Below are 24265 nucleotides of genomic sequence, written 5' to 3' on the forward strand. Positions count from 1 at the left end.
AGGTAGGGCATAGGTGCCTGATAGGTACCCCAGAGCTCCTTTCCCCCACCTTCCGCATACCTATCACCGATCTTTCACCCATCTACCACCGACCTATGACCGACCTCCCACCGACCCAACAGCAAGAGACAAAGTCCTCTCATCCCACTTGTTCCATTCTTCCTTCCTCATTTCCTATATATATTTCTCATTTGCCAAGTTATGTACAAAAAAACTCCAGGGGCCCCTCTCCCCTGGAGTTTATTCAACGTTTAACGTTGTCTTTGTTCAGCAATATCTAGACGGTTTAAAGCACGCTTAAGTGCCAATTCAGCACGATGTGCATCAATTTCAACTTGTCTGTCTTGAAGTCGTCTTTCAGCACGTGCTTTAGCCTGTTTGGCGCGAGCAGTATCAATATCTTCAGCACGTTCAGCTGACTGTGCGAGTATGGTTACTTCTTCACCGTTGACTTCCATGAATCCACCGGATACAGCAACCCATTCTGTATTGTTACCCGTTTTTAAACGAACGGAACCGATATCAAGTGGAGCTACCATTGGAATATGTCCGGCAAGAATACCAAGTTCCCCCGTTTTTGCTTTCGTACTGACCATTTCTACTTCTTCATCCAACACAGGACCGCCAGGAGTAACTACAGAAACTTTAATCGTTCTCATATATGTGCCCTCCTATAAGATCCTTCGGTTAAGCCTCAACGCCCATTTGCTTAGCTTTTTCTACAACATCTTCAATGCGTCCAACTAGGCGGAATGCATCTTCAGGAAGGTTGTCGTATTTACCATCAAGGATTTCTTTGAAGCCTCTAACAGTTTCTTTAACTGGTACATAAGAACCTTTTTGACCAGTAAACTGTTCAGCTACGTGGAAGTTTTGAGATAAGAAGTTTTGAATACGTCGTGCACGGGCAACAACTAATTTATCTTCTTCTCCCAATTCATCCATACCTAGAATGGCAATAATATCTTGCAACTCTCTGTAACGTTGTAATGTAGATTGAACGCTACGGGCAACTTCATAGTGTTCTTCTCCTACGATTTCAGGAGAAAGCGCACGGGAAGTAGATGCCAACGGATCCACCGCTGGGTAAATACCCATTTCAGAAAGTTTACGCTCAAGGTTTGTTGTTGCATCTAAGTGGGCAAATGTTGTAGCTGGAGCCGGATCCGTGTAGTCATCGGCTGGTACGTAAATTGCTTGAATAGATGTAACAGAACCCACGTTAGTGGATGTAATACGTTCTTGTAATTGACCCATTTCTGTAGCCAATGTTGGTTGGTAACCAACGGCAGATGGCATACGTCCAAGCAGGGCAGAAACCTCTGAACCGGCTTGTGTGAAACGGAAGATGTTATCGATGAAGAAAAGTACGTCCTGACCTTGTGCATCACGGAAATACTCAGCCATTGTCAAACCTGTCAAGGCAACACGCATACGTGCACCAGGCGGTTCATTCATTTGTCCGAAGACCATGGCTGTTTTCTTGATAACACCGGAGTCAGTCATTTCGTGGTAAAGGTCATTTCCTTCACGAGTACGTTCTCCAACGCCTGCGAATACGGAGATACCACCGTGTTCTTGGGCGATATTGTTGATTAATTCTTGGATTAATACAGTTTTACCTACACCGGCACCACCGAACAATCCGATTTTTCCACCTTTGATGTAAGGTGCAAGTAAGTCTACTACTTTGATACCTGTTTCAAGGATCTCAACTTCAGTAGATAACTCTTCAAATTTTGGAGCTTCTCTGTGGATTGGATCTTTTTGATAGTTGCCTTCTAAAGGAGCATCTAAATCAATTTTTTCACCCAATACGTTGAATACACGACCAAGTGTTATGTCTCCAACCGGTACAGAAATTGGTGCTCCTGTATCGATTACTTCTGCATTACGGACTAATCCGTCTGTAGAAGCCATTGCAATCGTACGAACCGTATCATCGCCTAAGTGAAGAGCAACTTCCAAAGTAAGGTATTCTGCCTCATCAGCAGGCGCTCCTTTGGAAATGTTGATCTTCAGAGCGTTATAGATCTCAGGTAGTTTGCCGTTTTCAAATCTAACGTCGACAACCGGACCCATGACTTGAGTAACGCGTCCTATGTTCATTCCATTCCCTCCTATTTACTCTATGCCGTGTGAATGTTCGAATCTATATTTCCATTTTATCTATTCGAGTGCAGCGGCTCCGCCGACAATCTCGGTAATTTCTTGTGTAATTGCAGCTTGGCGTGCACGGTTGTATGTCAATGTTAGAGAGCCGATAAGCTCAGAAGCATTATCAGTTGCACTCTTCATTGCTGTCATCCGTGATGCGTGTTCGCTTGCCTTACCATCCAACAATGCGCCATATATTAAACTCTCAGCATATTGTGGCAGTAACACTTCAAGAATCTCTTCCTGGTTTGGTTCGAATTCGTAAAGTGTAGCTACAGCATCGCTTTCTACACTTCCAAGAGGTAAAAGTTTAGTTTCCGTTACTTCTTGGGAAATAGCACTAATAAAGTGGTTGTAGTACATATAGATTTCGTCAACAGTTTCGTCTGCGAATAACTTTACCGTACTGGCGGTTATTTCTTTAATGTCATCAAAGCTTGGCTGATCAGACAATCCGACCATTTCCTGGATAACGTTCATACCGCGGATACGGAAGAATTCACTTCCCACCCGCCCAAGAACGATAATACCGTATTCATCCGGGGATTTATGGCGTTCATTGATTGTCTGATAAACTTTTCTTAAGACACTACTATTATATGGTCCAGCTAATCCGCGATCGGAAGTGATAACCAGATATCCGGTTCTTTTCACAGGACGAGTGACCAGCATCGGATGAGATGCATCCGAGCTTCCATTCGCAATGCTCGCTACGACCTCTTGGATTTTCTCCATGTACGGTACAAAAGCTTTCGCGTTTGCTTCGGCACGATTCAATTTGGAGGCGGAAACCATTTGCATGGCTTTTGTGATTTGGCTCGTCTTTTTCGTTGATTTTATACGCGCATCTATATCACGTAATGATGCCATTTCTTCTCACCATCCTTTATTAAATGCCTATCCTGTTATTCCGATACAACAAATTGTTTTTTAAATTCAGCGATTGCTGCTTTCATATCCTCTTCTTTTGGCAGATCGCCAGTAGTGCGGATATGTTCAAATAATTCGTTGTGGTTACGTGCAGTCCATTCAATGATTTCAGCTTCAAAACGTCTGATATCAGCCAATGGAATATCATCTAAGAATCCACGAGTCAAGCAGTATAGAATTAATACTTGTTGTTCTACACGCAATGGCTTATGAAGATCTTGTTTTAATACTTCAACTGTACGTTGACCACGATTTAATTTCGCTTGAGTTGCTTTATCCAAGTCAGATCCGAATTGGGAGAATGCTTCAAGCTCACGGAATGATGCCAAGTCCAAACGTAGAGTACCGGCAACTTTTTTCATTGCTTTAATTTGCGCTGATCCACCTACACGGGATACGGATAGACCCGCATTAATCGCAGGACGTACGCCGGAGAAGAATAAATCAGATTGCAAGAAGATTTGTCCATCTGTGATGGAGATAACGTTTGTTGGGATATAAGCGGAGATATCTCCAGCTTGTGTTTCAACGAACGGTAATGCTGTGATTGAACCCGCACCAAGTGTGTCGTTCAATTTAGCAGCACGCTCCAATAGACGGGAGTGCAAGTAGAATACATCCCCTGGGAATGCTTCACGGCCTGGAGGACGACGAAGCAACAAGGAAAGCTCACGATATGCTGCTGCTTGCTTAGATAAATCATCATATACAACAAGGACATGCTTGCCTTGGCGCATGAAATATTCACCCATTGTTACCCCACTGTAAGGAGCCAAGTATAGCAATGGAGCTGGTTGAGATGCAGATGCTGAAACAACGATTGTGTAATCCAATGCACCATGCTTACGGAAAGTTTCAACTGTTCCACGAACTGTTGATTCTTTTTGACCGATTGCTACATAGATACAAATCATGTTTTCATCTTTTTGATTCAAAATGGTGTCAATCGCTACAGATGTTTTACCTGTTTGACGGTCACCAATGATTAATTCACGTTGTCCACGTCCGATAGGAACAAGGGCATCGATCGCTTTAAGACCTGTTTGTAAAGGCTCGTGTACAGACTTACGATCCATTACACCCGGTGCATTGTTTTCGATCGGTAATGTTGCAGTTGTAGCGATTGGACCCATACCATCAAGTGGTTGTCCAAGAGGGTTAACGACACGTCCGATAATAGCCTCACCTACTGGTACTTCCATGATGCGGCCTGTACGGCGTACTTCGTCTCCTTCTTTAATGTCGCGGAAAGGACCGAGGATAATAACACCGACGTTATTTTCTTCCAAGTTTTGCGCCATACCAACTACACCGTTTGAGAACTCAAGCAGCTCTCCGGACATGACGTTGTCCAATCCATGAACACGCGCGATACCGTCACCAACAACGATTACGGTGCCGACTTCACTCATTTCTATATCAGATTGATAGCCTTCAATTTGTTTCTTAATCAGCGCGCTGATTTCTTCAGCTCTGATGCTCATGAATTTCACCCCTAACTTCTAATATTAACCCAGCAAACGACGTTCCAAGCGTTCTAGCTTACCTGAGACCGTACCATCAAAAATACGGTTACCGATTCGCAGCTTGATTCCACCCAGAAGACTGCTGTCTACGATATTTTCAATGCGCAGTGCCTGTTTTCCAATTTTTTGGGCAAAAACCTTTGAAATGCCTTCTTGTTCCTGCTTCGTTAAAGGACGGACAGAATAAACTTTAGCATCGACTACACCTGTGTATTCGTTTACTAATAAAATAAACTCATCTGCCAAAGTCGCCACAATATCCTCGCGATGACGGTCTACAAGAATCATTAACAGGTTTTGAATAGATGGAGACATAGTAGCAAAAGCCGTTCTTATGGCGTCTTTTTTGCTCTCCATAGATACCTTTGGATGCTCAAGGAATAAAGTAAGCTCCTTGTTTGATAGAAATACTTCCTTCAAAGTCCGCATTTCGCCTTCCAAACGGTCTATTTGATTATCTTCCTTGGCAATTTGGAAAAGAGCATCTGCATAGCGTTTTGCTACAACTGTATTACTCATCGCTCTTCTCCTGCCTCTTGAATGTAATCGTTAATCAATTTTTGTTGATCAGCTTCACTAAGTTCTTTTTCAATCACTTTAGACGCAATTAGAACAGACAAGGATGCAACTTGCTCACGAAGTTGAACCATAGCTTGTTCTTTTTGCTGTTCAATTTCACGTTTCGCTGACTCTTTCACACGTTCAGCTTCCTGACGGGCAACAACGATGATTTCTTCGCGTTGTTTTTCACCATGTTTCTTAGCCTCTTCAATAAGAGATAAAGATTCCTGGCGAGCTTCTTTCAGCATAGTACGTTGTTCTTCTAACAAAGCAGCTGCTTCTGCACGATTCTTTTCTGCTACTTCAATTTCACTCGCAACATGTTCTTCACGTTGTTTCATAATGCCCATAAGAGGACCGAATGCGAATTTTTTCAGTAAAAGCATCAAGATGATGAAAGCGACTAATTGGAAGATGATATCTCCCGTATTTAGACCGCTATGCGCTGCAGCTCCAAGTACCAAATTATTAAATAACACCCCTATTTCACTCCCTTCAGAAGTCTTTACGGCTTGCTTTTTTATTGCATATACGTTTAAACCGTGAACTCACGGCCGGATTTTAGTAAACATAAAGGAATGGCGAAGATAATCCCTAGATTCTCCGCCATCAGTATTGTCAATTACATTACCATGAACGCGATAACAACCGCGATGATAGGAATCGCCTCAACTAAAGCTACCCCGATGAACATTGTAGTTTGAAGCATACCACGTGCTTCTGGTTGACGTGCAATTCCCTCTACTGTACGAGATACGATCAAACCATTACCAATACCTGCTCCAAGAGCTGCTAAACCGATTGCGATTGCTGCTGCTATAACTCCCAAATCCATTATGAAGTTCCTCCTTTAATTTGTATAACTATAGTTAAATTTTTTATATTATTAATGGTCTTCGCTGACTTTGTGGGCCATGTAAACCATTGTTAACATCGTAAAGATAAATGCCTGGATTGCTCCGATAAATATACTGAAACCTTGCCATACAATGGTTGGACCAATAGCAAGGGCACTGCTCCAGAAATCTGTTGCAAGAGATCCCGCCAGTAGGCTGAGTAAGATTTCACCCGCATAAATATTACCGAATAGACGCAAGCCCAGTGTGAGGGTATTCGCGAACTCCTCAATAATCTTAAGCGGAAATAAGAACGGCATAGGTGATACAAAGTTTTTACTGTACCCTTTAAAGCCTCGCATTTTGATACCATAGAAGTTTGTAAGGACTACGATCATTACTGCAAGGGTTAAAGCGACTACTGGATCGGCTGTTGGCGACTTCCACCATAGGTCTCCGTTATAAGTAACTGAGAATGGAAGACCAAGCATATTTGAAACAAATATGTACATGATAAGCGTCGTTCCAAGAACTAAAAAGCGCCCGCCAGTGTTCCAGTCCATATTGCTATTAATAATGTTTCTGACGAAGTCAATGACCCACTCCATAAAGTTCTGCATACCAGATGGCTTAACTGCCAATTTTCTTGTCGACAATACGGCGATTAAAAATACAATCACACTTGCGACCGTAATCATCAGAACGTTACCAAGATTAAAAGTAAGGCCCATTAATTCGACTGTAGGTGCTCCATGATTCAATCTAAATTCACCTCTTTTCCCCCCGCCTTATGTTATGGATTGTTAAATCTATCATAATGACAAGGTAACCCGTCATTAATCCCAATACGACAAAAAATACATTAAATTGATCAGGATATCGCATAGCAATGGCGACAGCTAAAACTGCAGCTGCCATTCTTGAGATTGTCCCAAGTGATTTCATGCTGCTTCCCTCAAGCACTTTCTCACCTAATTGAGCAGTTTTTCTTGATAAAAGCCAAATATTATAAATACCAATTATACTGCCAAGTGTCATTCCCAAGGCTTCTGTTTTATAAGGGGTTACTCCCCATAGGATAACATAAATGGATAATAAGGTGAACGTGTACCTCAGATAGCGTCTGAAAACAATGTGGACTTCTAGCATTTGAATAGGTTTCTCCATTAAGAGTTATTTGAACGGATAGCATATACACCTTTCACTAACTAATCCGATCAGGAGACAATAAGGGGTTCCAATTGTTAGCGATTATGATTATAGCCACCTACCAATAAAATTCCGATAGTATTGGGCCGATCAATTATAATAAACCGGCAGACATTGTAAATCGTTGCAGAAAAACACTGCGATTATTATTTTGTATCGAATCAACTCAGATATGTATATTAGAGGTGTATAATCAACACAATTGACAATATAAATGGAAAATTGTCTGTCAATTTGAAAACCCTACCATTTATACCCTATGTAAGAATACAATAGGCAAAAATGATTGTCAATTCAGATAGGTGTGAAATCCATTACCTATACTAGAATAAATTATCAATTATGTTAAAAATAAGTGTATAAATTTCATTCTAACTGAAATTTCAAGTAATTTGTATTCTTAAGCACTACTTTTTGATGGTCTTTTTCAACTTCTGTCACAATTTCGTAATAATTTGAGAGGATATTTTCCGGTAAGTCGACTTTTTGTTTAAGTACCCCTCTTTTAACACCTTTCACTTCTACTAGATCTTTTATGTAAAGAAGTGAATCTGCATTATACAAGGTAAATCTTACAGAATCGGCTCCAAACGGTAAATAAACACTTATTTCCATCTTGCGATCGCCTTTCTCTTGAACAACCTCTACCCCTTCAGCAATTGGGTAATCAGGTTTCGTCATTGCAAAAATGTAAGGGATCTTGCGCACCTTATTTCTTCCCGCTTCATTGAGGTATAGATAACCATCATCCAGTTCACTTTTCTCTTTCCAATTATCCAATTCAAGCTGAACTTCCAGTTTCTTCTTTTGGCCTCCTTCAAGTACAAAAGCTAACGGCAGTTTCCATGTCATAAATCTTTCCTTACGTGGAATAGAAAAATAATATCGCTTTTTTCTACTACTTCTATTTTCTACTACTATATTCGCTTTATACATTCGACCATTGCTTGCCATGCCAAAAGTTACAGATGACGGAGCTAAAAATGTATCCTCTTGCAGTGCATCCTTCACATTTACCCGACCAGCTCCCTGTTCAAATGTATGATATATTTCATCCTTATCATTTTTCAACGATATAGCACTGGTCATTAAAGCCGATTTGATTTTTTCTGGGCTCCAATCAGGATGAACCTCTTTAATCAATGCACACACACCCGCCACATAAGGAGCAGCCATACTCGTTCCTTGCAAAGAAAGATACGTTCCGCCCGGTATCGTACTTTCAATTCTCACACCCGGTGCTACTACATCCGGCTTTATCGCTATGCTATGAATAACCGGACCTCTTGAACTAAAGGAGGCTAATTTCTCTTTTTCTTCTATATCAATTGTCCTACAGGTGAGTTGTCCATTTTCCAGATCCTTTTTCATTTTTCGCCCATCTTTTTGCGAAACGGTGATTACGGGAATTTTTGAATTCATTTCGAGAGAAGCGCTTAATTCACCAGGTTCATTATTAAAAATAATTACACCCAGAGCTTCGGCATTCACTGCATTTTTTACTTTATCTTTAAATGATATTACTCCCCGCTCCACTAACACAATTTTATTTTTCGCATTGATATTTTCGTAATTCTCCCTTTTACCAAGGCCTGCATAAGTCATGATCATAGAATGTGAAAAATCCCACTCGGGGGAGCCTGCTGTTAATTGAAAATCAATGTCCGCCCATGGTTTCGTAAAATTCAACCTCTTCGATTTACCTGCATCTGAACTCGCCCCTACACTGATCGCTCCCCCTGATGTCCCAGGCGTACCTACCGTCCAAATACCCGGTCCATCATTTCCATTTGCTACAACAGCCACTATTCCCTTTTTAACTACCTTATCGAGCGCTTTACTTGTAGGAAGATCCGGACCATTCATCGTATCTCCCAAGGACAGATTGATAATATCCATCTTGTCCTTTACCGCTCTTTCTATTGAAGCAATGACTTGATCAGTTGTTCCGTATCCTCCCGGCCCTAGTGCTCTGTATGCATAAATGCTTGCTTCAGGAGCTATCCCTTTCATTTTTCCATTAGCCGCAATAATTCCAGCCACATGCGTCCCATGAATGGTTGCTTTTTTAGAGCTCCCCATCGTCTCCATTGGGTCCTCATCTTGATCCACTAAATCATAGCCGCCTTTATAGTTTGCTTTAAGATCAGGGTGCCTATAATCAATTCCCGTATCAATCACTCCGACCTTTACACCTTTGCCCGTAGCCTGAATTGGCTGGTTGAATTGAAGTTGCGGCTGACCTTTTGGCAGAGAATTCTTTTTAATAGTAGCTTTAATTGGACCCGATAGAAAAATAGCTGAAACTGATTCTTCCTTTTTTAATCTCGGTATTAATATAGAAGGTACGCTAGCAGAAAAGCCGTTGCACACTAAATTGAAATAATAGCGCGGTTTGATTGCTGGATACTTTTCTATCAGCTCTTTCGCCACTCGATGAGCTGATGTGTCTTTTACTGTTTCAATCATCACCACCTCTATATCCTCAGCAGAACTATGTGGAGCATATACTATTAATTGAATAAATATGAAAGCTCCAATTAAAATTTGCTTCAATGATTATCACATCCTTGTTTTTAGAATGGATTAACGGCAGTCTCTTATGCATGTAAAAATAAATAGTGGTTGTTCTGTGTTCTCCATTTTCGGGTAATGGATTGATTCTCCTGATTACAAAAAAATGAATGTCCACATTCTTCCTGTTTGTATGTTAAATAGGTCTGGGTATGAGTGTCAGGTATATGAGTAATTTAAGTTAGGATGTGTAGAGTTATGTTTGGTCTGGCCGATCTTACGTCATTAGTGATTTCTGCCTTTATCATCTTGCCTGTCGTTGTTTTTCTTCGGGAGACAGGCTATCTGTTAGTCAGCTGGTTATTTGGCGTAATCAATCCGAGACTTACGATTGGTTCCGGCCCCCGTATCAAAAAAATTGGAATGATCGATATTCGCAAATACTACCACTTATATAGCTGGTTTTCGTATGATGAATTAAAGCGCAAGAGTAAGTTTGCTTACATCTGCATCTATCTAGGTCCGATTTTAATGAACCTATCCATCGCCCTCCTCATCAACTTTTTAATTGCCAACCATTTTATTGAGGAGTTCAAGACATTTTGGGATCGCTTTGCTTTCTATGCGATTTATTATGTTCTGTTTGACGTTATACCAATGCATACAATTAACGGAAAACCTAATAATGGTATGATCATTTATGAAATGATCCGTTACGGAAAAAGGGTTGATTATAATAATGAATCCTTCCTTCCGGCCACATCAGAAGTCGAGGAACAATATCAGGAAGAAATAAAGAGAATTCAAGAAATCAAAAAAGAGCGCGATGAACATTTAAAATCTTAGGCTTTTAATGAAATCAGTTCTGCTATCACAGCATATTTTTATGCCTGAATAGCATATGCTGGAATCCTTAAAGCGGTGTAGTTGAGGTATCGCCCAGAGAACTTACTTGATCTAAGACGAGTCAATTATCCGCAAAAAAAAGAGGTATTCATCAGTCAGAAACGGCTGATGAACACCTCTATAAATTATCTTTATTTTGTTCCGAACAATCTGTCGCCCGCGTCACCTAGACCTGGAACGATATAGCCGTGATCATTCAATTTTTCATCAAGTGCAGCGATGAAAATATCGACATCCGGATGGACTTCTTCCACTGCTTTAACGCCTTCAGGCGCAGCAACTAGACAAACGAATTTAATATTTTTTGCCCCGCGCTTTTTGATTGCGCTAATGGCATCGACAGCAGATCCACCTGTCGCAAGCATTGGATCAACTACAATAAATTCTCTTTCCTCTACGTCAGCAGGAAGTTTTACATAATACTCAACTGGTTTCAATGTTTCTGGATCTCTGTATAAACCTACATGTCCAACTTTTGCTGCCGGAATAATTTTAATCATGCCGTCAACCATACCAAGACCAGCACGTAAAATAGGGATAATGGCTACTTTTTTACCCGCAATTGTTTTAGATGTTGATTTGCTGACTGGCGTTTCAATTTCCACTTCTTCTAACGGGAGATCTCGGGTGATTTCAAAAGCCATTAAAGTAGATACTTCATCTACCAATTCTCTGAATTCTTTTGTACCCGTATTTTTATCACGGATAAATGTTAACTTATGCTGTATTAACGGATGGTCAAACACATAAACTTTTCCCATATGGATCTCTCCTCACTTTTATGTTCCTATTTTTGCACTCGTTTTATTGTACAGAAAATTCTCCATTAGTTCAATTAAGTTTCTGTATGCCAAAATCTACCGCATTCAAGGTTTATTTAATCTAGCTTCAACAGCTAGAAGCTCAGGACATAAGCATGACCTCTGCAGGAGGGAAGTACACCTCCTTCCGAGATCCTGTCTTATACTCCTCGCGGGCCTACAGGATGTAGGTCATGAAGACGTTGCCACAGGACGTGGCGATTTTAGTCTTCGTTCCCTAAATCAGTTTCAGCTTTTTATTCAATCTAGCTTCGGCTCCTAGCTCCTCGAGGTCATAAGTGTAGCCACTACGGGAGGAAAGAGCGCCTCCCTACGTGCCTCCTCTTATGCTTGTCGGAGCTGGGCAGTCGCCTCAGCTTTTTAGTCTTCATTAGTTTTTTAATAAAACATGATTCTATACCTTCTTCTCTATTATCCACTTTTTAAAGTGTTAAAATCGTTAAAGAAACGTAAATGGATGTGAAATTTCCGTGAATTGAGCGGAAATGAGAATTAATTGAGCCAATGCGGCAATTATTCCAGCCAATTTTAATATTAATTCAGCCGAACCACGGATTTTACCAGCCAAAACACTCCTCATTCCAGCCATTCCTAAATTTCCAGGCTCATTGATCCCCATTCAGCATCGTTTTGCCCAAACCATATAAAACGACATGTTATACTGCCAAACATCATAAAAAGAGGTGTCAATAAGTCCTATCAGACTCACCAACACCTCTTCTATTCACCCTTAATACTCAGGGTATAATTCATATTTTCCAGATAGCTTAGTCACTCGCTCTGCAGCTTCTTTCAGTTTCTCTTCGTCCTCATGGTTCTTGAGGGCGAGACTGATGATTGCCGCGATTTCATCCATATCCTCCAATTTGAATCCACGGCTTGTAACAGCCGCTGTTCCAATACGAACCCCACTCGTTACAAATGGGCTTTCTGGGTCAAATGGAATCGTATTTTTGTTCACTGTAATACCAATATCGTCCAGTACCTTTTCTGCTACTTTACCAGTTAAGTTGATGGAGCGGACATCGATTAATAATAAGTGATTATCTGTACCGCCTGAAACGAGCGTAAGTCCTTCCTTCTGCAGACTTTCACCAAGGCGTTTTGCATTCTCTATAATTTCCTTTGCATAATCTGTAAAGGAATCCTGAAGTGCCTCGCCAAATGCCACTGCTTTTGCAGCAATTACATGCATTAGAGGTCCTCCCTGAATACCAGGGAAAATGGACTTGTCTATTTTCTTGGCAAACTCTTCTCTGCAAAGGATCATTCCTCCGCGTGGTCCGCGCAATGTCTTGTGAGTTGTCGTCGTGACGAATTCCGCATAAGGAACTGGACTTGGGTGCAAACCGGCTGCAACAAGCCCTGCAATATGAGCCATGTCCACCATTAAATAGGCGCCTACTTCATCTGCAATTTCACGGAATTTCTTGAAATCAATTGAACGTGGATACGCACTCGCACCGGCAACAATCAATTTAGGCTTACATTGGATTGCTTTCTCTCTAACATCCTCGTAATTTATAAGATGGGTTTTTTCATCAACACCGTATTCAACAAAATTGTATTGGATTCCGCTGAAGTTTACAGGGCTTCCGTGAGTTAAGTGGCCTCCGTGGGATAGGTTCATTCCAAGTACCGTATCTCCTGGATTCAAAATCGTAAAGTAAACAGCCATATTTGCTTGAGCGCCTGAATGTGGCTGTACGTTTGCATGCTCCGCGCCAAATATCTTTTTGGCACGTTCCCTAGCCAAATCCTCAACTACGTCCACATATTCACAGCCGCCGTAATAGCGTCTGCCTGGATATCCTTCCGCATACTTATTCGTAAGCACGGATCCTTGAGCTTCCATTACTGCTTCGCTGACAAAGTTTTCTGAAGCAATCAGCTCAATCTTACCGCGTTGTCTGTCCAATTCTTGTTGAATTGCATCAAATACTTGCGAGTCTTGCTTTTGCAAATGCCTCATCTTATAGCTTCCTCCCTTTTCGTCAAAACGGACAAATCTTCAATTTAATCCCTTCAATTCTAGCACGAAAAAGGACAATAGTCATTTATTCCATTGACGTATAATTCTTACATTTCTCTAATATTTACTCTATCATATTGAGCTCTCGGCCCACCTATCAGTTTCGGCCGGGTCATAGCAAATGTTACATGCGCCTTCCCAATCTCTCTAATCGCTGAACGCAACGGGACTGCAACATGCTTCAGATGCATTCCAATCATTGTATCCCCAATATCGATGCCTGCATCAGCACAAATATGCTCAACCACAACTGCATTCTCGAAATTAGCAAATGCACAAGCGGCCAATGCTCCACCCGCATTCCGGGCAGGCACAACTGATACTTCATCCAGATTATATTGAATAGCTGTCTTTCGTTCAATAATCAGAGCCCTATTAATATGTTCACAACCCTGAAAAGCCAAGTAGACTCCCTTTTGTTTAGAAAAATCATATATGGCCTCAAAGATTGCTTGTGCCACTTCCATCGTCCCGCTTGTACCAATTCGCTTTCCGATTACTTCACTTGTACTGCAGCCAATTACCAACAAACGGCCATTCATCGGAAAATGAGCTTCCAAATCTTCGAGAATGGCAGTCACCTGAGTTTTTATTTCTTTTAAATTAATCTCACTCATTCTTCTACTGCCCTTCTAAGATTTATTTTTCTGCCTCAGCTATTTTTCCAATCCGTGTTTCATGGCGGCCGCCTTCAAATTCCGTTGTCAGCCAAACGCGGGCAATTTCTCTGGCTAAACCAGGACCAATTACACGCTCTCCCATTGTTAGTACGTTACTGTTATTATGAGCTCTTGTAGCTTGGGCACTAAACATATCATGTACCAATGCTGCACGAATTCCTTTTACTTTATTCGCCGCGATGCTCATTCCGATTCCAGTACCGCAGATCAAAATCCCTCTGTCAAATTCTCCTTTTGCCACTCTTTCAGCAACAGGCAACGCATAATCCGGATAATCAACAGATGTTTCACAATCGCATCCAAAATCCTCATATTGAATCTCAAGCTCTTCCATTAGGTTCATAATTTCTTTTCTTATATTTATTCCACCGTGATCTGATGCAATGATAACTTTCATGGTAACATGGCTCCCTTCAATTTGAACTGCACAGTTTCTATCCTAAATCTAGTCTTTTAATTTTTCCACAAGCTTTTTAATCCATTTAGATAATTCATGGAAAGTTTGCTCATATACTTGTTCATTACCCCCGAATGGATCTGAAATATCTCTGTTCCCAGGATCGTCACTTACAAATTCCTTTAATGTAAACGTCTTTTCAATCGCCTGAGGGTAATGCGAAGCAATTAACTGCTTATGGCCTTCTGTCATCGTTAATACATAGGTTGCCCACTCGATGCCTTCTCCTTTTAATGGAGATGAGGCATGGTCCTGCGCAATTTTGTGTTTATCAAGTACCGTAACCGTATACTCAGATGCCGTTTGACCCCCATAGGCATAAACCCCTGCTGATTTTACTTCTATATCAGACAGATTATAATTTCGCAAAATAGCTTCTGCCATAGGACTTCGACATGTATTTCCTGTACAAACGAATAAAATATTCTTCAACGTATTTTCCCTCCTGTCCCCATTATAGAATATTTACGGACAATAAAAAAATGTATCAGATTAATCTGATACACATCTTTATCCATGCAGGTGCAGGATGATCTTTAACCCAACCGCAAACATGATGCTCCCCCCAAAAACAAGGCTGTATTTGCCGAGATATGTATGTACTCTTCTCCCTAACAACAACCCTGACACCGTCAAGAAAAAGGCGGCAAAGCCAAAGCACAGGATGGTCATCAGCGCTCGGGATCCCAGCATTCCGAGGCTCAGTCCAACTGAGAAACTATCCAAACTGACACTTATCGCAAATAGAATCAATCCTGTTCCAACTGGAGCCACAACCGTTTCACCTTTACCCAGAATTCCAGTGAGCAGCATTTGCAAGCCAAGAAATAGTAATAAACCAGCACCGGCGTATGAGGCAAACAATCCAAACTGAGCGGATAATAACTTTCCTGAAAAGATACCCAAGAGCGGCATCCACACATGAAAAATACCAACAGTAAAACCAATGATGAGTACTTGCTTAAGCCTCAGCTTGTACGATCCCATTCCCAATCCAATTGAGAAGGCATCCATTCCGAGTGCGAAAGCCATAAAAAGCAGGCCAAAAAATTCAACCATCGTTTGTTCCATCCAAGTAACCTCCCGGGACCAGCCTAAATAAACATATGCCTGTCCCGGATCAATTAGAACTTGTCTTGTGTGATGATTCTTCCTCCTGCCGCTTTCTTCAAGCGATTCATGATTGCAATCCCAATCCCATCCTCCGGATACACTTCTCCGAAAATTAGATCTGGCTGCTCTTTATCAAATTGGCGCAGCACTCCATACATTTTTTCAGCCACAGTGTCCAGCTGCTCACGGCTTCCGCCAGTAATAATAACATCAGCTTCATACAAATGGGCATGTTCGTCAACCGTGTACACACCCACTCGCTTACCTAAGTCCCGCTCTTCATTTATTAATGTTTGGATAAACTGAGGGGTACCCTCAACCAAGGTCAATGGGGCTTTCGGTGCGTAATGTGTATATTTCATACCGGGAGCTTTCGGTGCATCACTGTCCTTCACCAAGCCAGGGTCCACAGACACTTCACCGACTACCTTCTCCAGTTGTTCACGCGTAATACCACCAGGTCTAAGTATTTGCGGAATACTGCCAGTCACATCAAGTACTGTTGATTCCAAGCCAACCCCAGTTGGACCTCCATCCACGATCCCAGCAATTTTACCATCTAAATCCTCGCGAACATGCTCTGCTGTTGTCGGACTTGGTTTACCAGACAGATTTGCACTTGGCGCGGCTGTGGGACAGCCCGCCTTTTTCAGTAAATCCAATGCCACCGGATGATCCGGCATTCGGATCGCTACTGATGAAAGACCTGCTGTTACAACATCCGGGAACACGCCCTCTTTCTTTTGGAAAATTAGCGTCAACGGACCTGGCCAAAATTGTTCCATTAGTTTATCTGCGACTGCAGGAATTTCTCCCACCAATCCATGAACCTGTTCCTTTTCTCCAATATGGACGATTAAAGGATTATCACTCGGTCTTCCCTTCGCCTCATAAATAGCTGCTACAGACCCTCCAAGTAAAGCATTTGCTCCAAGTCCATAAACCGTTTCAGTCGGAAAAGCAATCAGCTCTCCGGCTTTCAATTTTTGGGCCGCATCCATCAATTGTGGATAACCCTCTTCTTTATCCACAATTTTATCCACTGTCCACATTTTTGTTTCCACTATTATCACCTGCCACCAATCTACAACATTCTCTATAAATTACTTATTAAATAAGGATTCCTCGACATTTTTCACAAAATCACCTTGCAAGTATAAAAGAATTTATACAATAAAACAAGCTTTATCCACAGTCTGTGAATAAAGCCAATAAAATCGTGGATAATTTCATCCTTATAGGGCTCTTTCCATGATATATGTTTCGTTTATTGTCCACACCTTTTCCACAACCGAGGAATCTCTTACGTCTTTAGGAATCTCCCCGTTTTTCACTCTTTCAAATTGAAGAGCCTCAAAAAATCCTAACGCTTGCAGTTTATTCGATATCAGAAATATCTTTTTCAACCCTTTTTCCTTTGCTAAAGCCAAGATCGTTTCAAACAGGGCAGGTACTTGCACCTGAGCCTCCTCTTTAAACAGAAAAGACCTAAGCACCCCATAATCTCCACATGGCTCCAGACCAATCATTCCTTTAATAGAGCCTTCTTCTTTTAATAAAACAAATTTTCCTGAACTAATGTCTTCATGATGCAGCTCAACTCCTTGAGGTGCCGCAAACCGCTCAATTCCTTCAATATCGGTACTTTTTGATATAGATAAATAATACACCTTCTATTCTCCCTTCACTATCAAATCACAACTACTATATGGATATGAATTAATAGGGAAAATAGAACCGGATCAGGCTGATTATCCGGTTGGCTGCTATTTTGGCAAATTCAGCTGAATTCTATGCCAGTTCGGCTGAATTCTGTTCAACTTCGGCTGGTATTTCCCAGTTTCCCGCTCTATTCTGAAACCACTTCGGCTCCAGCACAACACTTCCTATTTGTACTTTTAACTTGATTTGCTCCGAGTACTATTCTGTTTCTCAAAACAAATCCTTCAAGATCTCTTTTAAAAAGAATTTCACCTTAACCGGCTCTTCATCCTGATTTTCATAAACAGGAGGGGCGATATCTTGTCCGGCTTCTTCAGACTGGTTCTCGTAATCCATTTGCGTTTCTTGATCTTCTGCCTTTTCAATCGATTTATCCGTTTGGGCGGCAGTCTTAATCGGTTGTATTTTTTGATCATCCGTTTGCGTTTGTTCTGCAGTTTCCTCGTTCATACTATTATTAACTGGCTCAACTTCTTCAGCTGACTCTTCATACGCTGAATCATTTGCTACAGCTGTTCCGCTGTTGAAATCCAGAAAGCATAGCGGCGGGAAAAGGACGCACCACCAGTTCTCACCTTGACCCTCACCCAATGTGATTTTAATAGCTTCATACTTGCCTGCCGGATATAAATATTGTCCATATAGCTTAGTTGGAAAAACAGTTTCACCAAAATCAACCTGTATCTTTTGTACATTACCTTCTTTGACCATAACATCTTCAGCTATAGCTTCTATATCAGACAAACGGGAACCAATCACTTTTCTGGCTTCCTCAATTGAAGTTAATTCTGCTACCCATTTGTTAATTTCTTTATTGACCTCATCCCTGATGGATCGTTTCAATTCCTGGTCAGCTTCTTTATTACTGTTTGCTAAGATCCGTAAGCGGATCGCTTCATTCGGGATTACTTGAACCTCTGTTTCTGTCGCAGAAGAACTGTTTTTCGGTGTAATCATTCCAGTCATTGTTGCCGCACAAAGTAATACAATATATATTAAAGGCAAATATTTTTTTGCCATCATCGTAAACACCGTCCCTTCACTTACAAACAGTGTGGACAGTTTTTTTCTATCTTAAACTATAATTATCTGAATTTTATTTCTACTGCGTTTTATTTACCGCATTCTTGAAATTAAGGGAAGGGAGAGTATAAAAATGGATAATTTTTTGATGGATGATGGTGGGTTCTTTGGCATTTTTTTAACTGGATTTCCAATCATCTTTGGTATTATTTTTATTTTAGTCATTGGCACTTTTCTATTTATTATCATCAAAAGCCTATCTAAATGGAGTCATAATAATAAACAGCCCAGGCTGAATGTAGTTGCTAAGGTTGTCACCAAACGATCAGAGAGCAGAGGAAGTGACAATTCGTCCAGTACCTGGTATTATGCGACGTTTGAGATGGAAAGCGGCGACCGAATGGAATTGACTTTAAGTGGAAAAGACTACGGGATGTTAGCAGAAGGAGATATTGGGAATCTATCTTTTCAGGGCACACGGTATCTCGGATTTTTGAGAATCTAGCTTCGACTCCTAGCTCCTCGAGGTCATAAGGATAGCCACTACGGAGGTCAACAGGAAGTTGATCACAAAGACGTTGCCACACGATGTGGCGTTCTTAGTCTTTGTTCCTTAATAGCCTCCCTTCATGCCTCTCCTTATGCTTGTCGGAGCTGGGCAGTCGCCTCAGCTTTTTATGTAATCCAGCTTCTGGGCCTAGGAGCTCGAGTCATAAGCAAATACTCTACAGGAGGGAAGAACGCCTCCCTCCGAGTATTCATCTTATGCTCGTCGCGGGCCTACAGGATGTTGGTCATGAAGACATTGCCACAGGACGTGGCGTTCTTAGTCTTCGTTCATCGATACAGGCTCTTCAGCTTTTTATGTAATCTAGCTTCAACGGCTAGAAGCTCAGGACATAAGCATGACCTCTGCGGGAGGGAAGAGCACCTCCCTCCGAGCCCCTGTCTTATGCTCCTCGCTTCTGATCAAGCCGTTTCAGCTTTTTATTTCGCCAAAGACCATTCGATCTTTTCCGTTGATATCGAACAGGACTTCTACATGGGCTTCAGGGTAAACAGCTTGCATTAGTTCTGCTACTTGCTCTCCCTGACCGGCGCCTACTTCAAATCCAACCAATGCTTTGTCTGCAAGTACACTTGGCAGATCTGATGTAATTTGGCGATAACAATCCAAGCCATCATTTCCAGCAAACAAGGCGAGATGAGGTTCATGGTTTTTAACCACATCCGAAAGGATTGCATGATCTGATTCAGGAATATAAGGAGGATTAGAAAGAAGAACATTCACCCTTTTACCAGCATCTATTAATGGTTTGAGCAAATCCCCCTGCAAGAACGCCACCTCAGCCTGAAGGCGTTGAGCATTTTCAGCTGCCTGTTTCAATGCTTTCTCTGACAAATCGACAGCCGTCACTTTCATACCTGGGCATTCCAAGGCCATCGTAATCGCAATAATCCCGCTGCCTGTCCCAATATCAGCCATGTCCAGCTTCTCTTCAGGATTGAAAAGCTTTTTTAGTTTAGCTAAGGCATGAAATATCAGCTCTTCCGTTTCAGGACGCGGAATCAATACATCTCCATTCACCAGAAATGTCCTGCCATAAAACTCCTCGCTGCCAATTATATGCTGCACAGGTACTGCTTCGATTCCATGCTTTTTTACATCCTTTATAAAGATAGCTTCTTCCTCTTCCGTTAACTCATCATGCATATTCGCAAGCATTTGAGCACGGGATAGACCCAGCTGATTCATCAACAGCCATTCTCCAGCATTTTCATCACGGCCATTCTCCCTTAAAAAAGAAGAAGCCCATCGAAGAGCTTCATACACTTTCATCATTCTTAATCCTCCGCATTTTGAAGACGGCTAGCCTGGTCCTCAACAATCAATGCATCAATCACTTCATCCAATTTGCCTTCCATGATTTGATCCAGCTTTTGAATGGTTAATCCAATGCGGTGATCTGTAACACGGTTTTGCGGATAATTATACGTACGGATACGTTCTGAGCGATCCCCTGTTCCGACTGCAGATTTACGAGCACTGTCATACTCAGCCTGTGCTTCCTGCTGGAATTTATCATAAATACGAGCACGCAATACTTTCATTGCTTTCTCTTTGTTTTTAATCTGGGATTTTTCATCCTGGCAGGATACAACAATCCCCGTAGGAACGTGAGTAAGACGTACAGCTGACATGGTAGTGTTAACACTTTGTCCGCCCGGTCCGCTGGATGCAAACGTATCTACACGGATATCTTTGTCATGAACTTCAACCTCAACCTCTTCTGCCTCCGGTAAGCAAGCCACAGTCGCTGTTGATGTGTGAATACGACCGCCTGATTCTGTTTCAGGGACACGTTGTACACGATGGGCACCGTTTTCGAATTTCATCTTGGAGTATGCGCCATTTCCATTAATCATAAAGATGATTTCTTTATAACCGCCAAGCCCCGTTGGATTTGAATCCATTACATCAATCTTCCATCCTTGTGCCTCAGCATAACGGCTGTACATTCTATAAAGACTTCCTGCGAATAGGGCCGCTTCATCACCGCCGGCTGCTCCGCGAATTTCCATAATAACGTTTTTATCATCATTAGGATCTTTGGGAATTAGCAATACTTTAAGCTTTTCTTCCAACTCTTTCATTTGTCCGGAAAGTTCATCTACTTCTTCCTTCACCATTTCACGCATTTCAGCATCCAGCTTCTCTTCAAGCATTGCTTTCGCATCAACAAATTGGGAACGTACATCTTTATATTCTCGATACGCAAAGACAGTCTCCTGAATATCTGATTGTTCCTTGGAATATTCGCGAAGCTTCTTAGTGTCATTTACGATTTCCGGGTCACTCAAAAGCTCATTTAATTTGTCATATCGGTCTTCTACCGCTTGTAAACGATCGATCAATTTCTTCACCTCATTAACAGGTTTTTAAAAGAGGTTTTTACCTCAGTATTTGATTTGTTTATTGTACCACAATCAGACGGAAACGAAAAAAAGAGACGGCAAAGATGAACATACATCCTTTAATCTGCCATACCCTTTTATTTCTGACATACAAAAACACCCCCAAATTCCACTTATTCCTCCGGAGGTGTTCATTCCTTTTAAAGCCTGTTTGTTTTTATGTTTTCGATACCACCGTTAATCGGTGTATGTACCGTTTCTTGTTTGCCTGGTACTTCATGATGATGACGGCATCTTGGCTCATAGGATTCCGATGCACCCACTAAAATAACAGGGTCCTCATAGCCTGCAGGCTTCTTATCAATCAAACGCTGCGTCCGGCTTGCAGGGGATCCGCATACGGAACAAACTGCCTGTAGTTTTGTTACCTGTTCTGCCAGGCACATTAACTCCGGCATCGGCCCGAATGGCTCTCCTCTAAAATCCTGATCAAGGCCAGCCAGGATTACTCGATAGCCGCTGTCTGCCAAATGCTGAGCAACCTGTACAATTTCTTCGTCAAAAAACTGCACTTCATCAATGGCAATTAAATCTGTATCTAAATCTATATGATCGAAGATATGGGATGAATGCGTAATGCCTTTGGCAATAACAGAAGTTCCATTGTGGGAAACCACCGCTTCCTCACTGTATCGATTATCAATAGCCGGTTTGAAAACAGCAATGGATTGCTTAGCAAAGACCGCTCTCCTTACCCTGCGAATCAGTTCTTCAGATTTTCCGGAAAACATGCTGCCACAAATTAATTCTATCCAGCCAAATTGTTTCGTTTCGTACATGTGTTGGGGTCTCCCTTCCTGTCTTTACTAGGTTCATTAGGATTTTGCTTGTAACATTCCTGCATTTACTATACCAATAGATAATTATACATCATAAACTGCTCAAGAAAAGATTTTTTATCATTTGTTAATAGAGACCTTTGTTGTTAAAAAATTGATATAACTCCTCTAAAAACATACAAACACAGACCAACATGTTTTTCTCAGTACATTAGCCTGTGTCTGCCTTAAAGCAAAAAAACAGGCAAGCGGCTTACCCGCTGCCTGTTTCCGAAAATCAAAATTATTGTTCTTGTTGTTGGGATTTGAAACCATACTTCTTGTTGAAACGCTCAACACGTCCATCAGCAGAAGCAAACTTTTGACGTCCAGTGTAGAATGGGTGGCATTCATTGCAAACCTCTACGCGCACCTCTTCTTTAACAGAGCCAGTTACAAATTCATTACCACAAGCACATTTAACAGTTGCTGTTTTGTAATTAGGGTGAATTCCTGTTTTCATCTTTTCCACTCCTTCCGCCCTGAGTCTTTCGAAACAGAGTTATCAAGCGTGCTCTTTTTAGTATAAGCACACTCAAGATATTATAACAGACGTGTTATTTTAAATCAACAGCTACTGCTACTATTACAAGATTCTTTTCGATCCGCCCGTTGACTTTTTCATCTCGTCATCGAGGTATTGAAAGAATTCTTGGTTGGTTTTAGTTTGTTTAAGTTTTCGTAACAGACGCTCAGCAAAATCAGGCATATCTGACATCGTTTTGCGAATAGCCCATAATTTTTCCAAATGGTCTTTCGGAATAATAAGCTCCTCTTTCCTTGTCCCAGATCGGCGAATATCAATAGCAGGGAATATTCTTCTTTCTGCTAGTGAGCGATCCAGGTGAAGCTCCATATTACCCGTTCCTTTAAATTCTTCGTAAATAACGTCATCCATTCTTGAACCTGTATCCACAAGAGCTGTTGCTAAAATGGTTAAGCTACCGCCTTCTTCAATATTACGTGCAGCTCCAAAGAAACGCTTCGGACGGTGAAATGCCGCCGGGTCTATCCCACCTGACAATGTTCTGCCGCTTGGAGGGATTACTAGGTTATAAGCACGTGCCAATCTTGTTATACTATCCATTAAAATAATAACATCTCGTTTATGCTCAACCAGACGCATAGCACGCTCTAATACAAGCTCTGCTACTTTGATATGGTTTTCAGGAACCTCATCAAATGTTGAGCTGACTACATCTGCCTGTACAGATCGCTCGATATCTGTTACTTCCTCAGGACGCTCGTCAATTAAAAGGACGATTAATTCCGCATCCGGGTGATTCGTTGTAATGGCATTGGCGATTTCTTTAAGAAGCATCGTTTTACCAGCCTTTGGAGGTGCGACAATCAATCCACGTTGCCCAAAACCAACAGGTGCTACGATATCCATTACACGTGTAGATACATTGCGGGGAGTTGTTTCAAGTACAACCTGACGATCAGGATACAGCGGAGTTAATGCAGGGAAATGCACCCTCTCCTTAGCTGATTCAGGATTATCCCCATTCACTGCTTCAACATGCAATAATCCATAATACCGTTCATTTTCTTTTGGAGGACGTACCTTACCGGATACTTTATCACCGTTTCTTAGATCAAATCGGCGAATCTGAGATGCCGAAATATAGATATCCTCTGAACTTGGTGAGTAATTGATCGGTCTTAGGAATCCAAACCCTTCAGATGGAATGATTTCTAAAACACCTTCCATGAATAGGTACCCATCTCGCTCCGCCTGAGCTTTTAAGATGGCAAAGATCAATTCTTTCTTTGTCAGCTTACTATAATAGGACACTTTATACTTTTTAGCTTGTTCATAAAGCTCTTTTAGCTTTAAATTCTCTAAATCGGAAATTGTTAATTCCATTATGACACCACACTTCAGTAAATTAATTAGATTGATTTTAGTGATTTGTTTATTACTACATGGATAGGGTTATCAAGAAGAAAATATTTAGGAAGGTAAAAGGATGAGTTGCGG

General features: G+C 41.4%; 27 protein-coding genes. 2 read left to right on the forward strand and 25 right to left on the reverse strand.

Translation table 11 applies throughout. The features are described from left to right. Positions 1-251: 251 nt before the first annotated feature. The 10 genes from AC4G3O_RS13140 to AC4G3O_RS13185 all read right to left on the reverse strand — a co-directional run bounded on the left by AC4G3O_RS13140 (position 252) and on the right by AC4G3O_RS13185 (position 9775). On the reverse strand, positions 252-659 hold the full coding sequence (locus tag AC4G3O_RS13140; protein ID WP_066109289.1) for a F0F1 ATP synthase subunit epsilon: 408 nt from the start codon (positions 657-659) through the stop codon (positions 252-254). 28 nt (positions 660-687) lie between these two features. Further along, positions 688-2109, reverse strand: a complete 1422-nt coding sequence (atpD, locus tag AC4G3O_RS13145) for a F0F1 ATP synthase subunit beta (RefSeq protein WP_066109291.1) — start codon at positions 2107-2109, stop codon at positions 688-690. Between the two features lie 60 nt (positions 2110-2169). Further along, a complete protein-coding gene (atpG, locus tag AC4G3O_RS13150; protein ID WP_066109294.1) occupies positions 2170-3027 on the reverse strand; it encodes an ATP synthase F1 subunit gamma in 858 nt (285 codons plus the stop codon). Between the two features lie 35 nt (positions 3028-3062). Continuing rightward, complete coding sequence (gene atpA / locus AC4G3O_RS13155) at positions 3063-4571, reverse strand: F0F1 ATP synthase subunit alpha (RefSeq protein ID WP_066109298.1); 1509 nt, start codon at positions 4569-4571, stop codon at positions 3063-3065. 24 nt (positions 4572-4595) lie between these two features. Next, positions 4596-5132, reverse strand: coding sequence for a F0F1 ATP synthase subunit delta (locus tag AC4G3O_RS13160; RefSeq protein ID WP_066109301.1), 537 nt, complete (start codon positions 5130-5132; stop codon positions 4596-4598). Continuing rightward, on the reverse strand, positions 5129-5653 hold the full coding sequence (gene atpF, locus AC4G3O_RS13165; RefSeq protein ID WP_066109304.1) for a F0F1 ATP synthase subunit B: 525 nt from the start codon (positions 5651-5653) through the stop codon (positions 5129-5131). Before atpF ends, AC4G3O_RS13160 begins: the two co-directional genes overlap by 4 nt. Before the next feature lie 143 nt (positions 5654-5796). After that, the gene (gene atpE, locus AC4G3O_RS13170) at positions 5797-6003 is read right to left on the reverse strand and encodes a F0F1 ATP synthase subunit C (protein WP_066109752.1); all 207 of its coding nucleotides are present in this window, start codon (positions 6001-6003) and stop codon (positions 5797-5799) included. Between the two features lie 57 nt (positions 6004-6060). Further along, positions 6061-6771, reverse strand: a complete 711-nt coding sequence (atpB, locus tag AC4G3O_RS13175; protein ID WP_066109305.1) for a F0F1 ATP synthase subunit A — start codon at positions 6769-6771, stop codon at positions 6061-6063. Positions 6772-6778: 7 nt separating this feature from the next. Next, a complete protein-coding gene (locus tag AC4G3O_RS13180; protein ID WP_066109306.1) occupies positions 6779-7159 on the reverse strand; it encodes an ATP synthase subunit I in 381 nt (126 codons plus the stop codon). Positions 7160-7585: 426 nt separating this feature from the next. Next, positions 7586-9775: a S8 family serine peptidase gene (locus AC4G3O_RS13185; RefSeq protein ID WP_491136331.1), complete on the reverse strand. Its 2190-nt coding sequence runs from the start codon at positions 9773-9775 to the stop codon at positions 7586-7588. 216 nt (positions 9776-9991) lie between these two features. Between AC4G3O_RS13185 and AC4G3O_RS13190 the strand changes: the two genes are divergently transcribed. Continuing rightward, positions 9992-10579 (forward strand): hypothetical protein, encoded by a 588-nt coding sequence (locus AC4G3O_RS13190; protein ID WP_066109314.1) that lies wholly within the window; start codon positions 9992-9994, stop codon positions 10577-10579. A gap of 191 nt (positions 10580-10770) precedes the next feature. Here AC4G3O_RS13190 and upp read toward each other — a convergent pair whose 3' ends face one another. The 10 genes from upp to spoIIR all read right to left on the reverse strand — a co-directional run bounded on the left by upp (position 10771) and on the right by spoIIR (position 18484). Continuing rightward, on the reverse strand, positions 10771-11400 hold the full coding sequence (gene upp / locus AC4G3O_RS13195) for a uracil phosphoribosyltransferase (protein WP_066109318.1): 630 nt from the start codon (positions 11398-11400) through the stop codon (positions 10771-10773). 499 nt (positions 11401-11899) lie between these two features. Further along, positions 11900-12040: a hypothetical protein gene (locus AC4G3O_RS13200; RefSeq protein ID WP_175354322.1), complete on the reverse strand. Its 141-nt coding sequence runs from the start codon at positions 12038-12040 to the stop codon at positions 11900-11902. 150 nt (positions 12041-12190) lie between these two features. Beyond that, complete coding sequence (gene glyA, locus AC4G3O_RS13205; RefSeq protein ID WP_066109321.1) at positions 12191-13432, reverse strand: serine hydroxymethyltransferase; 1242 nt, start codon at positions 13430-13432, stop codon at positions 12191-12193. A gap of 107 nt (positions 13433-13539) precedes the next feature. Beyond that, on the reverse strand, positions 13540-14109 hold the full coding sequence (locus AC4G3O_RS13210) for a TIGR01440 family protein (RefSeq protein WP_066109323.1): 570 nt from the start codon (positions 14107-14109) through the stop codon (positions 13540-13542). 22 nt (positions 14110-14131) lie between these two features. Further along, positions 14132-14569: a ribose 5-phosphate isomerase B gene (gene rpiB / locus AC4G3O_RS13215; protein ID WP_066109324.1), complete on the reverse strand. Its 438-nt coding sequence runs from the start codon at positions 14567-14569 to the stop codon at positions 14132-14134. Between the two features lie 48 nt (positions 14570-14617). Next, a complete protein-coding gene (locus AC4G3O_RS13220) occupies positions 14618-15061 on the reverse strand; it encodes a low molecular weight protein arginine phosphatase (protein WP_491136332.1) in 444 nt (147 codons plus the stop codon). A gap of 78 nt (positions 15062-15139) precedes the next feature. Next, on the reverse strand, positions 15140-15700 hold the full coding sequence (locus tag AC4G3O_RS13225) for a manganese efflux pump MntP (protein WP_491136333.1): 561 nt from the start codon (positions 15698-15700) through the stop codon (positions 15140-15142). Between the two features lie 53 nt (positions 15701-15753). Then, positions 15754-16806, reverse strand: coding sequence for an L-threonylcarbamoyladenylate synthase (locus AC4G3O_RS13230; RefSeq protein WP_066109328.1), 1053 nt, complete (start codon positions 16804-16806; stop codon positions 15754-15756). 171 nt (positions 16807-16977) lie between these two features. Further along, positions 16978-17412 (reverse strand): GNAT family N-acetyltransferase, encoded by a 435-nt coding sequence (locus tag AC4G3O_RS13235; protein WP_066109331.1) that lies wholly within the window; start codon positions 17410-17412, stop codon positions 16978-16980. 262 nt (positions 17413-17674) lie between these two features. Continuing rightward, positions 17675-18484: a stage II sporulation protein R gene (gene spoIIR, locus AC4G3O_RS13240; RefSeq protein ID WP_066109756.1), complete on the reverse strand. Its 810-nt coding sequence runs from the start codon at positions 18482-18484 to the stop codon at positions 17675-17677. Between the two features lie 136 nt (positions 18485-18620). On the opposite strand from spoIIR, the gene AC4G3O_RS13245 reads away from it, so the two are divergent. After that, complete coding sequence (locus tag AC4G3O_RS13245) at positions 18621-18992, forward strand: DUF2500 domain-containing protein (RefSeq protein WP_066109332.1); 372 nt, start codon at positions 18621-18623, stop codon at positions 18990-18992. A gap of 474 nt (positions 18993-19466) precedes the next feature. Here the strand turns inward: AC4G3O_RS13245 and prmC are convergent, their stop codons facing one another. From prmC to rho, 5 genes are all read right to left on the reverse strand, one after another. Continuing rightward, positions 19467-20327: a peptide chain release factor N(5)-glutamine methyltransferase gene (gene prmC / locus AC4G3O_RS13250; protein ID WP_066109759.1), complete on the reverse strand. Its 861-nt coding sequence runs from the start codon at positions 20325-20327 to the stop codon at positions 19467-19469. Between the two features lie 5 nt (positions 20328-20332). After that, positions 20333-21403 carry a peptide chain release factor 1 gene (gene prfA / locus AC4G3O_RS13255; protein ID WP_066109335.1) on the reverse strand — a complete coding sequence of 357 codons (1071 nt, stop codon included), beginning with the start codon at positions 21401-21403 and terminating at the stop codon, positions 20333-20335. 200 nt (positions 21404-21603) lie between these two features. After that, positions 21604-22242 carry a thymidine kinase gene (locus AC4G3O_RS13260; RefSeq protein WP_066109338.1) on the reverse strand — a complete coding sequence of 213 codons (639 nt, stop codon included), beginning with the start codon at positions 22240-22242 and terminating at the stop codon, positions 21604-21606. Positions 22243-22525: 283 nt separating this feature from the next. Then, a complete protein-coding gene (gene rpmE / locus AC4G3O_RS13265) occupies positions 22526-22744 on the reverse strand; it encodes a 50S ribosomal protein L31 (protein ID WP_066109340.1) in 219 nt (72 codons plus the stop codon). Between the two features lie 123 nt (positions 22745-22867). Continuing rightward, positions 22868-24151: a transcription termination factor Rho gene (gene rho, locus AC4G3O_RS13270; RefSeq protein ID WP_066109343.1), complete on the reverse strand. Its 1284-nt coding sequence runs from the start codon at positions 24149-24151 to the stop codon at positions 22868-22870. Positions 24152-24265: the final 114 nt, after the last annotated feature.

It is taken from the genome of Bacillus sp. z14 (2026) (assembly GCF_058313575.1).